The organism is Fibrobacter succinogenes, assembly GCF_902779965.1.
Classification (GTDB): Bacteria; Fibrobacterota; Fibrobacteria; order Fibrobacterales; family Fibrobacteraceae; genus Fibrobacter; species Fibrobacter succinogenes_F.
This window is the reverse complement of sequence record NZ_CACZDK010000022.1, coordinates 70373-83348: the sequence shown is the minus strand read 5'-3', so window position 1 is coordinate 83348 and position 12976 is coordinate 70373. Positions and strand designations below refer to the sequence as shown.

Here is a 12976-nt window from a genome sequence, read left to right as displayed (position 1 = left end):
TTATGAATAAATTATTTAAAATTTTTGTTGCTGCTTCGTTCATTTCGATTCATGCAAATGCACTTAGCTTGCAGACGGTTTTTGATAATCAAAAGAAAGCTGCTTTTCCTGATACATGTGAAATGCAGATGCGTACTACGGTAACACTTCCCGGTATGCCTTCGCAGGTGATAAACGTGGCTTTGCTTACTGCGGGGGAATCGAAATCCATTACCACCATCAAGTCAAGTATGATGCAGATGGAAATGGTGCAGAATAACGGTCGAATGAAGGTGACGGACTTGAAGACTGGAAAAAAGCTCCCTGCGCAGAATATGCCTGCGCAGAATCCTGCCGATGTGAATAAGCAGATGGGGTCTCCTGAGGATTACAACAATCCTATTGCTGAGGGAAACTTTTGGAAATTAACACCCAAGGATCCGGCCAAGCCAACGCTTTACTATTCACAAAAAAACAAACGTGTGATGAAGATGAATGTTGTTGTGAATGGAGTGGGTTCAGTGAGCGAATTCGAGTATTGCGATAATTCCTGCTCGCTTCCGGGTACGCTTAAGAAAGTGACGATAAAGACGAATTCGCCTCAAGGCGGTGAAAGTACAGTTGCTCTTGAAGTTCTAAAAGCAAAACAAAGACATCTTCTGCCGATGAAAATCTTTAATGTGGAATAAAAAAAGCGGACTTTCGTCCGCCTTTTTTTTGTAACTGGATCCAGCTCCTTCGAACCTAATTCAACTAAGGCACTAAAGTGCCTAGTTTCATATATCCGCCTTCGGCGTCAGGATGACGAAGAAGCCATGTTTTACTATCTACTGAGCCCTTAGCATCTGTATGACAAACCTCTAAGTTCTAAGCTCTAAGTTCTAAATTCTAACTCACCCCTTCGCAATCATTTCCATGAATTCGGAGTCGAGTAGGTCTTTTTCCGTTTATTGCCTTACGCCACCAGATCCATCAAGTCGAAGTACATCAATCGTGTATGCGGATCGTTGTCTTCGAGATTCATCATGCGGAATCCGTTCTTTTCGTAGAACGGAACTGCTGCCAAGTAGGCGTCAACCGTTATAAAGCGACAGCCTGTCTTGTTGTTGATGACGAACATGGACTTGATGATGTTTAGAACTTGTGTACCGAGTTTTTGATTTTTGGCGTAGATGTCAACGGCTAGGCGGCAGAGCTTCACGGCGGGGTAGCTTTTTAGCCTTTTCTCGTTCGGGAATCCTTGTTTACGGCGGAATCTGTTGAATTCCGTCATGCTAGGAAAGTCGCTGGTTGCGATTTTGTCGTTTGCCAAGCTAAAATAGGCTAAAGGCCTGCTGGTGTCGTTGATGTCAACACAGGTGTAGCTGACCGCTAACATGTATTTGTCAAAAAGAGTTGCGCGATTTAAAATGAAATCGTTTAAATCAGCATCTCCGCAGTCAAAACTTTTGACTTTGTTGAATGGTTGCAGTCGAATAAATCGAATAGACTCGTTATCTATATATTGTCGAACCATGGATCTTTACCTCCGTTAGCGGCTTCGCGGGCACGCTTTTCTCGCATGCCTCGTTCAAATGCTTTTAGGAAAAATTCGTAGTCCCGTAAACGTTGGGCACGAGCTTCCGGAGTTTCGGGGTGCCTCTCCTGCATACGGGCGATAAACCGGCGAGCATCCTCGCCGAACAAAATCGGAGTTTCTCTGATGGGTCTTGCCATGAGTATCCTATTTGTTAGTTGTTAGAATAAAAGTAACTGATATATTAACGCCCGGCTGGACCGGATGGCATCCTCAATGGATCCGTACTAAAAATATATAAGCCAAAAATAAAATGCAAGGGGCCGGAATTTTGACCGTTCATTTTGTCAACAACTGTTAGCAAGGGACTGTGGCAAATGTGCTATTTGTTAGTTGCTCAATAGTAAAAAATGCCCCGGATTTAATCCGAGGCGTTCTTGTCTAAATTCTGAGTTCTGCTGGCTGCCTACTGCGGCTCCGCCGCGTTACCCTTTCGCGATCATTTCCATGAGCTCGGAGTCGAGGCGTTCGGGGTTGTTATACTGCGGCAAATCGTTGTGCAGCGATTCGCCTTTCGAGACGAGACCGAAGTCCAGATTCTTGTAGTTCCAGTAGCTGTAACCCACGTCGGCATCACGGAGAATGTCAAGGAAGTCGCGCATCCAGGCGAGTTGATACTTGCGAGGAACTTGTACGTAAACGCCGAATTCATTGCAGCTTACGGGCAAGTCGTACTTGGCACGAAAATCAAGAGCGTTCTGGATGCTGGCCTGTAACTGTGCCTTGTCCCACTTGCCATATTCCACGTGGAGTCGAGTAGCGCAATCTCCTTCGGGGGCGGCATAATCGCCTGGCCACGGACGTTCAATCTTGAAGAACGGATCGTCAATCCAGGCGGCGCCTTGGTGTGTAAACGTCACCGGCGTGTAGGTATGGAAACTGTAGATGGCGTTGTCGTCATCGAGCGGTGTCAAGAATTCGAATTCCCTTGCGCTGTTCCATTTGTTGGCGCCTACGACGATGGTGTTCTTGGGCGCATGTTTGCGGATTTCCCAGAAGATTTCGTCCTTGACTTTGTCCCAAACTTTGGAATCGCTTGCGGCCGGTTCATTCAAGAGTTCCATCATCACGCGGGGCATGGAGCTGTAGCGTTCGGCCATGAAAGCCCAAATTTTGCGGGTGTCCTTGCGGGCGTTCGCATCGGCAAAGAAAGCTTGTTCGTGATTGCTAGCGAGGTGGAAATCGTGACCCGGGCACTTGTGCAAATCGAGAATCACGTCTAGGTCGGCGTCTTGGATGTCCTTGAGTGCCTTATCGAGTAAAGCAAAGATTTCTTCGTCCGGCTTGAGCTCGTCGCCTTTAAATAAATTAAAGTAATCTACTGGCAAACGAACATGGTTGAACCCCGCATCGTGGATGCGTTTGAAATCGTTTGTTCCAAGGAACGTCTTGATGTGGCCGACCACTCCCGGAAAACCGACAGGGTCCTTTTCTTCGATGCAGTCTACTTGACTGAACCATCCTCCCAAATTCACTCCGCGCAATCTTTCTTTATTCATGCGTGTATCCCATACTTTGGCTGCCGGAGCAGCCGGTGAATGAATAGGTTATTCGTTTACGATGTTCAAATCTTCGTCGGCGATGTTTAAGTCCATGATGACTTCCATATCGTCGGGAAGGTTATAAAAATCTACAACAAGGCCCACCTTTTTGTCTTCGTCTTTTTGCTTGTCGAACTGGACGACGTCGTAAATTTTCATTTTGACGACAGCTTCCTGTGTTACAGGAATTTCAATGGTCATGCCCTTGCTGATGGGGCCTTCTACAATCTTGCCCTTGAAAACGAGACTAGTCTGGTCATCGCCGAGCGAGGTCTTCTTCACGTGAAATACAGCCATTATTCTTTAGCCATTAACTTTTAAATTAATCGGTTTGTTTTTGATGTGGCATACAATTTCGCCACGTGTAAAAATTTAACTTTTTTACATGACTCTTCGTGTTGGTCGAATCCCTTTTTTAGTCTGTGCGCCGTTTTTCTTTAATTCTATCGGTCGCGAAAATGAATTTCCCGAGGTGGCTTTTATTGACGGTCCGCCGAGTGCGCACTGCTCAGGTCTCAAGGATGGATCCATTCATCTTTCTCCGGCATCTTCGATTACGTTTGCGCAAAAACCGGGCGCCTTTGTGCTGTCGCCGTCGCTTTGCACGTCTTGTTCTTTCGAGGTGCGATCGGTTAAACTTTTTTCGCGTTACCCGATTGAAGAACTTTCGGGCAAGCGCATCCGCATGACGTTACAGAGCAAAACGTCTGTTACGTTATTGAAGATTCTCCTTGAAAACCGCTACGGGTTGCAGCCAGAATACATATCTGGGCTTGCGGCCGAATCAACGGATGATGCGTGCCTTTTGATTGGGGACCTTGCGCTTGAAGAAAATGAACGCCATCGTTTTGCGTTCAGTTATGACTTGGGTTCTCTTTGGCAAGAATGGCAAGGGCTTCCGTTTGTGTTTGGTGCCTGGGTGATTTCGAAGGATGCTCTTCAACCTGGTTTGCTGCATGTACTGAATGGTTATATGGATTGTCTTGAAAACGGCATTCGAGAGTTCCGAAAAAATCCGTCAGTGGCGCTAGATTTATGGTTGAAAAAATATCCAGTTAATTTACCTCGCCCTCTTATCGAAGATTATTTTAGCGTCCTGGATTACCGTTTTACGGATGAACGCAAACAATCGCTAGCTCTTTTCTTCAAATTAGCCGCTGAAATGGGGCTAGTTGAATCAAATCCGCCAATAGAGTTCCTTGAGTAATATTATCTTGTAGTTCGGAATGAGTGTTAGGATGATAAGGAGACAAAATGGTAGAGGAAAAGATTCTTATCGTCGATGATGACGAAGTCGAGTTGAAGAAGGACTCGGATATTTTAAAAGAAGTGGGTTACGAAGTGGTTGGCTGTAAATCCGGTGCCGAGGCTTTAGAGTACTTGCTTCATAATCCGATAGAGCTTGTGCTGCTCGATGTCAATATGCCGGAGATGAACGGCTACGATGTTTGCTTGAATATCCGCAAGCATTTCCCATTGGACGATCTACCCATTATATTCCTCACGAATCAGGAAAACGAAGAGAGCGTGACGCAGGGATTCCAGTCGGGAGCTTCTGACTTTGTCTGTAAATCTGCCGCGCCGGATATTTTGCTTGCTCGAATCGGTGTGCATTTGCGCTTGGCTCGTTCTCTGCGCAACTTGCGTGAAATCTCTTTGACCGATGACTTGACGGGCGCCTACAACCGCAGACATGCGATTTGTTCTCTCCGTGAATTGTTTGCTCGAAGCAAACGTTATGGAACGAGTTTCTCGATTGTTTATTTCGATTTGAATGGGCTTAAAAAGATTAATGACCAGCATGGACATTTAGCGGGCGACTTGCTGCTCCGTTCGGTCGTGAATGCCTGCAATAAGCTGCTTCGCGAATCGGATATGTTGTTCCGAATGGGCGGTGATGAATTTTTAGTAATTTGTCCGGACACCGATTTGAAGGGTGCGTTTGTCTGCGCCGAAAGAATGCAAGAATCCGTGAAATCGCTTACGATTGTCGATCAGGGTGTTTCTTTTGCGTATGGTACGGCAAGTACTGCCGAAGATTACAAGGACATGGACGAAATGTTGCGCAGTGCGGATGCTTCCATGTATGAATGCAAAAGCAAAATGCGCGCAGGTAGAGAGTAGACGACAAATGCGTAAGGTGAATGAAGCGTCGATGCTTGCATCGACATTTCTGAACCTAGCATTTGGTACTTGTACAAAGAACGCCCGCAAGTGGGCTACAGACTAAAGACGAAAGAAGGCGGCTTGTGCCGCCTTTGTTTGTTACTTGAAACCTGTAACCTGAAGCCTAGCTTACCCAAGTGCAGCTTTCACTGCATCGAGCAGCTTCTGCATTCTTGCTTCAATTGTTGCCCAATCGCCAGCCTTCATGAGTTCCGCGTTAAAGATGCTCCCGCCGAACGAAAGCAAGTTTGCGCTTGCCTTGAGGTAGCTTGCCGCATTTTCTGCATTCACGCCACCGCAGGCCATCAACGGAATGTCGCGGAATGGGCCGCGCAGTGCCTTGATATATTCCGGACCGCCTACGCAGTTTACCGGGAAAATCTTGATGGCGGTTGCGCCCAGGTCGTAAGCTTTTTGCACTTCGGTCGGAGTGAGTGCGCCCGGGATGATCGGGATGCCCGCAGTGTTCGAAAGTCGAATGACTTCGTGGCGCGTGTTCGGCGTGACCAAAAATTCTGCACCTGCAGAAATTGCTTTCTCTACATCGCTCCCGTGACGCACTGTACCTGCGCCGACCTTGATACCAAGCGGCTTTGCAAAAGACTTGATCTTTGTTATGATTTCTGCGGCGGCGAATGTATTCATCGTAACTTCAATAGCCTTGAGCCCGCATTTGGCGGATGCATTCACGCATGCTTCTTCGGCGCCCTGAGGAATGTCGCGGAGAATGCCCACGACCGGCATCGGTTGTAAAAATTCAAGAAAATTCATGGTATTAAGATACATTATAGGCGAGAGACGAGAAACGAAAAAAAGAAAAAAATTGTTGTTTTTCTTTATTACAGAGAATGTAAAAAGGCGGACGTCGGCCCGCCTCTGTTTTCCTAAAACCTGAAGCCTGTTCTATTCAAATCTTAAAGCTTCAATCGGGTCGAGCCTGCTTGCTTTGCGTGCCGGGTACCATCCGAAGAATACGCCTGTGGCAAAGCATACGCCGAAGCTTACGACAACGCTCGTCATCGAAACGCTCATGGGCCAGTTCATCGCGAGTTTTACAGTTTCTGAAGCGGCAATGCCAAGTGCAATTCCGATTGCGCCGCCAAGCAAGCTGATGATGACTGATTCGAAGAGAAACTGGAGCAAGATGTCTTTGCCGCGTGCGCCAATGGCCATGCGAAGTCCGATTTCTTTCGTGCGCTCGGTCACGGAAACGTACATGATGTTCATGATGCCGATACCGCCAACGAACAAACTAATTCCTGCAATGGCTGTCAGCACGAGCGAGAGCATATCGGAGGTACTTGTGACCATTTGGATCATTTCTTCTTGCGTGAAAACTCGGAACGGATCGGTCGGTTTTGTCCAGTTGCGGCGTTCCTTCAATATGCCCATGATTTCTTCGGTTGCCTTTTGGGCATAGCCTTCGCCTATAGAGTTTGCGTAAATTTGGCGGATGTTCGTTGTTGCAGAGAAGCGTCTCATCACCGTCTGGTACGGCGTGAAAATCACATCATCCTGGTCCTGACCGAAATCGCCGGAGCCTTTCAATTTGAGTGTCCCGATGACTTTCAGCGGAATGCTCTTGTAGCGGATTGTTTTGCCAATGGGATTCACATCTGGGAATAGATTTTTTACGACCGTTTGCCCGATGACGCAAACTTTTGCCATGCGGTCCGCTTCGTCATCGAACATCACGCCGTCTTCGATTTCGTAGTTGCGGATTTTGAGGTAGTCTGCTGAAACGCCAGAAAGAGTTGTAGGCGAGTTGTTGTTCCCGACAATGGCCTGCCCGCCAACGGTAATCATGGGAGATACGCCGTTGATGTAAGTCGCGTTCTCGCGGATGGCGATGACGTCTTCTTCTTCGAGCATTTCGGAAGATTCGGATTGCACGCCGCCGCGGCGGCTTTGGTTCGGCATGATGGTGATGGCGTTTGTGCCCATTGCCGTCATCTGTTCCTTGATGGATTTTTTTGAACCTTCGCCCATGGCGACCATGGTGATAACGGCGGCAACGCCGATAACGATGCCGAGCACTGAGAGGAATGTGCGCATGCGGTTCCTAAGCAGTGCGCGGAGAGCAATTTTTGCAAGAGTAAATGGATTCATATTTTTTAGTAGGAAGTTGGAAGTAGGCGGTAGGAAGTTAGAAGTTGGCAGAACTTAGATCTTAGTTGATTTAAATTCACTAAGTTCTAAGTTCTATTCTTCGTCAAATGTTTCCGGTGGCGGTAGTGCTTCGAACGCTTCTTTTGCGTCTTGCACTTTTTCGTTAATGACATCTTTTTTCAGTAATCCATCGCGGAGCGTGATTGTTCTGCCGCTGAACGTCGCGATGTCCGGTTCGTGTGTGACGAAGGCGATGGTCTTGCCCTGCCGGTGTAGTTCCTGAAAGATCATCATGATTTCGTAACTCGTGCGCGTATCGAGGTTGCCGGTTGCTTCGTCGGCGAGAATAATCACAGGGTCGTTCACGAGTGCGCGGGCGATGGCGACGCGCTGCTGCTGTCCGCCTGAAAGCTGGTTTGGCAAGTGGTTCATGCGGCTTTCGAGCCCGACCATCTTTAGAGCTTCGATGGCGCGGTGGTGTCTTTCTTCGGCTGAAACTTTTGAATTGTACAACAGGGGAAGTTCCACATTTTCAATAGCGGTCGTACGGCTGAGCAAGTTGTAGCTCTGGAATACGAATCCGAGCTTCTGGCTTCGGATGCGGGCGAGCGCATCTCGCTTTAGAGTTTCTGTGTGTTGGCCGTCTAATATATAATGTCCGGAAGTCGGTCGGTCCATGCACCCCAGAATGTTTAGCATGGTGGACTTGCCGGAGCCGGATGTGCCCATGATGGTCACGAATTCGCCTGGATATATGTCGAAGCTCACACCGCGTAAGGCGTGTACTATTTCATCGCCCATCTTAAAGTCGCGACGTAAATTCTGAACAGAAAGTATCGGTTGTACGGTTTGCATAAAGACCTTTTATTTGCCTCTTTGGATGCTTTAACCCGTTGAATAGGTTGCTTTTACATTGAAAGAATGTCATTTCGTGCTTTTTTGACGGGGGTAATCTTTAAAAGCACCCAAAAATTACATGATTCTTATGTTTCAATGTATAAACATTAATTTTTTTTTTATTTTATATTCCGAATTGGACCACGCCAGGTGGTTGGTTCTGCGTCCTTGGAGATTATTTTAAATGAACGAGAAAACGACTCAAAATGCTTCGAATGCGTCTGCCGATGGCGAAGTCGACATTTTTGAGGTATTGGTCTATTTGAAAGGCAAGTGGAAGTTCTTGCTTGTTTTCTTGTTCTTGGGCATTGTTTTTGGTGGCCTTCTTGCAATGTGGCTCCGCCCATATTATAAAAGTGATATTCTTCTTCAGGTGAATGTTAAGGGCAATAAGCAAGGGCTCGCTCTTGGTGAAATGGGCGCTCTGCTTGATATTTCTACTCCGTCTGCAGCTGAAATGGAACTCATCAAGAGCCGCGTCGTTCTTGATTATGTCGTTGATGAAGAAAGGCTTTGTTTCTCTGCTATTCCGCTGGATAAGGCCGATCGCCTCATGCATCGCGAAGGCCGCATGGACTTGGAACTTTTGGTTATTCCGCGCGCATTCCAGGAAGCAAAAGGTAAGCTTGTTGCTCGCGTGACTGCCGATTCCAGTGCATACGAAGTGCTCGGACTGGAGGGCGAGGTCGTGTTGGCTGGCTCTGTTGGCGAAACTTACCGTAAGCCCTTTGCTGGTGATACTTTAGTGATTTGCGTTAAAGCTTTGACCGCGACCGTTGGTCAGACCTTCTTGCTCAATGCCGTTCATCCGCAGATTGCAGTGGAGAGCCTTCTTAAGGGACTGACGATTTCTGAAGAAGGTAAGAATTCCGGCATTATTAGAGTTTCGTTCGAAGACCGCTATGCAGATCGAGTTGCTGCTATTTTGAACACTATCGCAAATACGTATTTGAAACAGAATATCGAAATGCGTAGTGCCGAAGCCAAGAAGACTTTGATGTTCCTCGAAGAACAGTTGCCGGGTGTCAAAGCCAAGCTTGACTCTGCGGAACAAAAACTGACATCCTTCCGTCACTCTAAGGGCACAATCGACCTTACGGGTGAAACGCGCTTGCATCTCGAAAAGGATGTGACACTCCAGCAGCGCATTCTTGAACTTGAACAGAAAAAGCAGGAAGCTTTACGTCTGTTCCGTGCTGAACACCCGACTGTCCGCACTATCGAAGAACAGCTCGCTCAGCTCCGTCAAGAATTGGCAAAGCAACAGCGCTCTGCTGCTACTTTGCCGGTGGTGCAGCAAGAAGTCCTCTCGTTGCAGGAAGAAGTTGAAGTCAACAATAAGCTTTATACGAACTTGCTGAACAATATCCAGCAGTTGCGCGTGGTGCAGGCCGGTGAAGTCGGAAACGTTCGTATCGTGGACAAGGCGTATGAACCGCTTTTGCCGAACAAGCCAAACCGCAAGGTGATTTTTGTTGGTGTTGTATTCGCGTTCTTGCTGCTTGGCTGCTTTATTGTCTATATTCGTCGCATGCTTTCGAATGGCGTTTGCAGCAGCAGCGAAGTGGAGCAGGCTACTGGTATCGGTGTTTATGGAAAGCTTCCGATGCTTGATGGCAAAACTTTGAATGACGTTACGAAGCCTTGTGTTTCTGTAAATCCGGATGATCCGTTTGCAGAAGGCATTCGCGCTCTCCGTACGGCTTTGGAATTTTCTGTATTCTCTGATGGCAAGAAAGTCCTCATGGTTTCCGGTCTTGTGCAGGGAGTGGGTAAGTCTTTTGTTTCTACGAACCTTGCTGCATCTTTTGCTATGTCTGGCAAGAAGGTGCTGCTTGTCGATATGGACCTTCGTCGTGGTCATTTGTTCAAGCATAGCCAGAAGGGCTTGTGCGAAATGCTCGAAAAGGAAGATTATAGCGACGGGTATGTTGTCAAGGTGACGGATACATTCCATGTTTTAGGTTCGGGTGCTCGTGTTGTGAATCCGGGTGGACTTTTGAACAGTTCTAGATTTAGCGCTTTCCTTGATGCGTTCAAGGATAAGTATGACTTGATTGTTCTGGATACTCCTCCGGTATTCCAGTGCAGTGACGCATTGCTTGTCGAAAAGCATGCGGATTATCTGTTGTGTGTTTTGAAGCATGCAGCTCATACCATTGAAAGCATCCAAGATGCCTTGAATACTTTTGACCGCAGCACGGAAACACCGTTGCAGAAGGCTTTCGTCTTCAACAAGTGTGAACGTCATGCGGGATACGGCTATGGCAGCTATTATGGCTACTATGGCTATCACAAGAAATATTAACCAATAACAAGGAGAATAGATGAAAAAAATAGTTGCAATGTCTCTCTTGGCCGGTAGCTTCGCGTTTGCGCAGTCTGGCCTTCAGGGCGGAGCCGATGGTATCCATCAGAAAACCGCACAAACCAATGGTGAAGGTGGCTTTAGTTTCGCAGTCGGCGGCCAGGTGTCTTATGACGCATGGTCTCTTTCTCGCGGTGGCCAATACATCAAGGGTGGTCAGGCTAGTGCTTTCTACGAAAACGTTGGTAGCGTTTCCGGTGAAATCAGCTTGGGCGCTGGCGTAACGGATTTCTTGGACCTCGGTCTTGTTCTTCCGCTCTACTACGACCATGCCAACTCCCCGAAGAATAACGAAGGTGACATGTGGAAAGCAAGCCGCGGTGACCTCGAATTCTATGCTAAGGCAAAGCTTCCGTTCGACGAAATGACCGACGGCATCTTCAACACTGCCGTTGTTGCTCACTTCTATTTCCCGACTGGCGACAAGTCCGTCGGTGTTCGTCCGCGTCATGCTTGGTTCTTGCATGCCAACGGTGGTGAAACCCATCCGTACGGCCTCAGAAACATGGCTTTCGGCGGTGAATTGATCCTCACCCTCGACCTCCAGAAGGTTGGCGCTCCGCTCCGCTTCAACGGTAACGTCGGTTTCGTCGGCACTGTGACGAAGGGTTCTAACACCTTGGTCTATGGCGGTGGCATCAACATCCTCCCGACCGATTGGATGGACTTCTTCGTTGAAGCTAACGGTGAATTCCGTGTAGAAAAGGGTACTTACGATCGTCAGCCTGGCTACGATCCGTTCACTCTTACTCCGGGTTTCCGCTTCCACCTCCCGGCAAACATCGACATCGCCCTCGGTCTCGATGTGGGTATCCGTGCTCTTACCAACTTCACTTGGAAGAACAAGGAAGAAATGAAGGATGCTGAAAAGTATCAGCTCTACTACTACGACAAGAATGGCAAGAAGATCCAGTACGGTTATACTCCGACCCCGCTCTATGCTGGTACGGCTTCTCTCGTCTGGCGCTTCGGTAACGTCCGTGGTGCTGATGAAGACAATGATGGCGTAGCAAACAACATCGACCAGTGCGCAGGCACTCCGGCTGGTGCTGTTGTTGACGCTAATGGCTGCCCGGTTGACGGTGACAATGACGGTGTCTTCGACGGTCTCGATCAGTGCGCTGAAACTCCGGCTGGTGCTGTTGTTGACGCTGCTGGCTGCCCGGTTGACTCCGACAATGACGGTGTTGCTGATGGCATCGACCAGTGCGCTGAAACTCCGGCTAACGTAGTTGTTGACGCTGCTGGTTGCCCGGTTGACTCTGATAAGGATGGCGTTGCTGACTACCTCGACAAGTGCCCGAACACTGCTTCTGGTGCTACTATCGACGCTGCTGGCTGCCCGATTGACTCTGACCGCGACGGTGTTGCTGACTACCTCGACCAGTGCCCGAATACTCAGTCTGGCATTGCTGTTGACGGCAAGGGCTGCCCGGTTGACTCTGACAATGATGGCGTTGCTGACTACCTCGACAAGTGCCCGAGCACTCCGGCTGGTCTCCCGGTTAACGCTGATGGTTGCAGCCCGGATGGCGACAGCGATGGCATCGTTGATGCTCTCGACAAGTGCCCGAATACTCCGGCTGGCGTCTCTGTTGACGAAGTTGGTTGCCCGGTTGACTCCGACAAGGATGGCGTTGCCGATCACCTCGACAAGTGCCCGAACACCCTCGTTGGCGTTGCAGTTGATAAGAACGGCTGCCCGAACAAGAACCAGGACCTCGACAAGCTCAAGAAGGGTATCCAGTTCAAGTCTGGCTCTGCTAAGCTCACTGCAAGCAGCAACAAGACCTTGAACAACATTGCTAAGCTCTTGAAGAAGCTCCCGGCTGTCAACCTCGAAATCCAGGGTCATACCGATGACGTTGGTAACGAAGAAAAGAACAAGAAGATTTCCGAACAGCGTGCACAGGCTGTTGTCAAGTACCTCGTCAAGAAGGGCATTGACAGCGAACGTCTCCGCGCAGTCGGTTACGGTTCTGACAAGCCGATCGCAGATAACAAGACGAAGAAGGGCCGCAAGCTCAACCGCCGTGTTGAACTCGTTCCGTTCGAAAAGTAATCTTCGAATCTGATTGAGATCTAAAAAGGGGCGTCCGTAAGGACGCCCTTTTTGTGTATGATGAATATCTGTATTTGGAGAATGCCGCAAGCCGCTATGAACGAGCTGCGCATTTCTAGTGCTGTACAAAAAAGCGCACGAACCGTGCGCCTTTTTATCATCACGAAATGATTTATTTAGATAAAGTGGGGTGTTTTAATTAATGAGATGTCGTATGGCATCGAGAGAATAAAGCGTCGGTTACAACTTTAAAAGGCGAGTGCCGCGATCATACTTGT

Annotated in this window: 12 protein-coding genes; 5 read left to right on the top strand and 7 right to left on the bottom strand. The window is 48.3% G+C overall.

Going from position 1 to position 12976, the window contains the following annotated elements:
- Positions 1-2: 2 nt before the first annotated feature.
- Complete coding sequence (locus HUF13_RS11130; RefSeq protein ID WP_173475199.1) at positions 3-668, top strand: hypothetical protein; 666 nt, start codon at positions 3-5, stop codon at positions 666-668.
- Between the two features lie 266 nt (positions 669-934).
- Here HUF13_RS11130 and HUF13_RS11125 read toward each other — a convergent pair whose 3' ends face one another.
- From HUF13_RS11125 to HUF13_RS11110, 4 genes are all read right to left on the bottom strand, one after another.
- Positions 935-1495 carry a GNAT family N-acetyltransferase gene (locus HUF13_RS11125; protein WP_173475198.1) on the bottom strand — a complete coding sequence of 187 codons (561 nt, stop codon included), beginning with the start codon at positions 1493-1495 and terminating at the stop codon, positions 935-937.
- On the bottom strand, positions 1477-1695 hold the full coding sequence (locus tag HUF13_RS11120) for a hypothetical protein (protein WP_014546264.1): 219 nt from the start codon (positions 1693-1695) through the stop codon (positions 1477-1479). Before HUF13_RS11120 ends, HUF13_RS11125 begins: the two co-directional genes overlap by 19 nt.
- A 285-nt stretch (positions 1696-1980) precedes the next feature.
- Positions 1981-3054 (bottom strand): glycoside hydrolase family 5 protein, encoded by a 1074-nt coding sequence (locus tag HUF13_RS11115; protein WP_173475197.1) that lies wholly within the window; start codon positions 3052-3054, stop codon positions 1981-1983.
- A 48-nt stretch (positions 3055-3102) separates the two neighbouring features.
- Positions 3103-3393: a hypothetical protein gene (locus HUF13_RS11110; protein WP_088660937.1), complete on the bottom strand. Its 291-nt coding sequence runs from the start codon at positions 3391-3393 to the stop codon at positions 3103-3105.
- An 88-nt stretch (positions 3394-3481) separates the two neighbouring features.
- Between HUF13_RS11110 and HUF13_RS11105 the strand changes: the two genes are divergently transcribed.
- Together HUF13_RS11105 and HUF13_RS11100 are read left to right on the top strand one after the other, a co-directional pair.
- Positions 3482-4303, top strand: a complete 822-nt coding sequence (locus tag HUF13_RS11105; protein WP_173475196.1) for a menaquinone biosynthetic enzyme MqnA/MqnD family protein — start codon at positions 3482-3484, stop codon at positions 4301-4303.
- A 47-nt stretch (positions 4304-4350) separates the two neighbouring features.
- The gene (locus HUF13_RS11100; RefSeq protein WP_173475195.1) at positions 4351-5220 is read left to right on the top strand and encodes a diguanylate cyclase; all 870 of its coding nucleotides are present in this window, start codon (positions 4351-4353) and stop codon (positions 5218-5220) included.
- Between the two features lie 171 nt (positions 5221-5391).
- Here HUF13_RS11100 and HUF13_RS11095 read toward each other — a convergent pair whose 3' ends face one another.
- From HUF13_RS11095 to HUF13_RS11085, 3 genes are all read right to left on the bottom strand, one after another.
- Positions 5392-6033, bottom strand: a complete 642-nt coding sequence (locus HUF13_RS11095; protein WP_173388350.1) for a bifunctional 4-hydroxy-2-oxoglutarate aldolase/2-dehydro-3-deoxy-phosphogluconate aldolase — start codon at positions 6031-6033, stop codon at positions 5392-5394.
- A 132-nt stretch (positions 6034-6165) separates the two neighbouring features.
- Positions 6166-7371, bottom strand: a complete 1206-nt coding sequence (locus tag HUF13_RS11090; protein WP_173475194.1) for an ABC transporter permease — start codon at positions 7369-7371, stop codon at positions 6166-6168.
- A 93-nt stretch (positions 7372-7464) separates the two neighbouring features.
- Entirely contained in the window at positions 7465-8226 is a 762-nt protein-coding gene (locus HUF13_RS11085; RefSeq protein WP_173475193.1) for an ABC transporter ATP-binding protein, read from the bottom strand.
- A 226-nt stretch (positions 8227-8452) separates the two neighbouring features.
- On the opposite strand from HUF13_RS11085, the gene HUF13_RS11080 reads away from it, so the two are divergent.
- The gene (locus HUF13_RS11080; protein ID WP_173475192.1) at positions 8453-10576 is read left to right on the top strand and encodes a polysaccharide biosynthesis tyrosine autokinase; all 2124 of its coding nucleotides are present in this window, start codon (positions 8453-8455) and stop codon (positions 10574-10576) included.
- 19 nt (positions 10577-10595) lie between these two features.
- On the top strand, positions 10596-12698 hold the full coding sequence (locus tag HUF13_RS11075; protein ID WP_173475191.1) for an OmpA family protein: 2103 nt from the start codon (positions 10596-10598) through the stop codon (positions 12696-12698).
- Positions 12699-12976: the final 278 nt, after the last annotated feature.

Bases quoted from the DNA above. Each gene is read 5' to 3' on its own strand.
- HUF13_RS11130 (WP_173475199.1), top strand. From the start codon at position 3: ATGAATAAATTATTTAAAATTTTTGTTGCTGCTTCGTTCATTTCGATT.
- HUF13_RS11125 (WP_173475198.1), bottom strand. From the start codon at position 1,495: ATGGTTCGACAATATATAGATAACGAGTCTATTCGATTTATTCGACTG.
- HUF13_RS11120 (WP_014546264.1), bottom strand. From the start codon at position 1,695: ATGGCAAGACCCATCAGAGAAACTCCGATTTTGTTCGGCGAGGATGCT.
- HUF13_RS11115 (WP_173475197.1), bottom strand. From the start codon at position 3,054: ATGAATAAAGAAAGATTGCGCGGAGTGAATTTGGGAGGATGGTTCAGT.
- HUF13_RS11110 (WP_088660937.1), bottom strand. From the start codon at position 3,393: ATGGCTGTATTTCACGTGAAGAAGACCTCGCTCGGCGATGACCAGACT.
- HUF13_RS11105 (WP_173475196.1), top strand. From the start codon at position 3,482: ATGACTCTTCGTGTTGGTCGAATCCCTTTTTTAGTCTGTGCGCCGTTT.
- HUF13_RS11100 (WP_173475195.1), top strand. From the start codon at position 4,351: ATGGTAGAGGAAAAGATTCTTATCGTCGATGATGACGAAGTCGAGTTG.
- HUF13_RS11095 (WP_173388350.1), bottom strand. From the start codon at position 6,033: ATGAATTTTCTTGAATTTTTACAACCGATGCCGGTCGTGGGCATTCTC.
- HUF13_RS11090 (WP_173475194.1), bottom strand. From the start codon at position 7,371: ATGAATCCATTTACTCTTGCAAAAATTGCTCTCCGCGCACTGCTTAGG.
- HUF13_RS11085 (WP_173475193.1), bottom strand. From the start codon at position 8,226: ATGCAAACCGTACAACCGATACTTTCTGTTCAGAATTTACGTCGCGAC.
- HUF13_RS11080 (WP_173475192.1), top strand. From the start codon at position 8,453: ATGAACGAGAAAACGACTCAAAATGCTTCGAATGCGTCTGCCGATGGC.
- HUF13_RS11075 (WP_173475191.1), top strand. From the start codon at position 10,596: ATGAAAAAAATAGTTGCAATGTCTCTCTTGGCCGGTAGCTTCGCGTTT.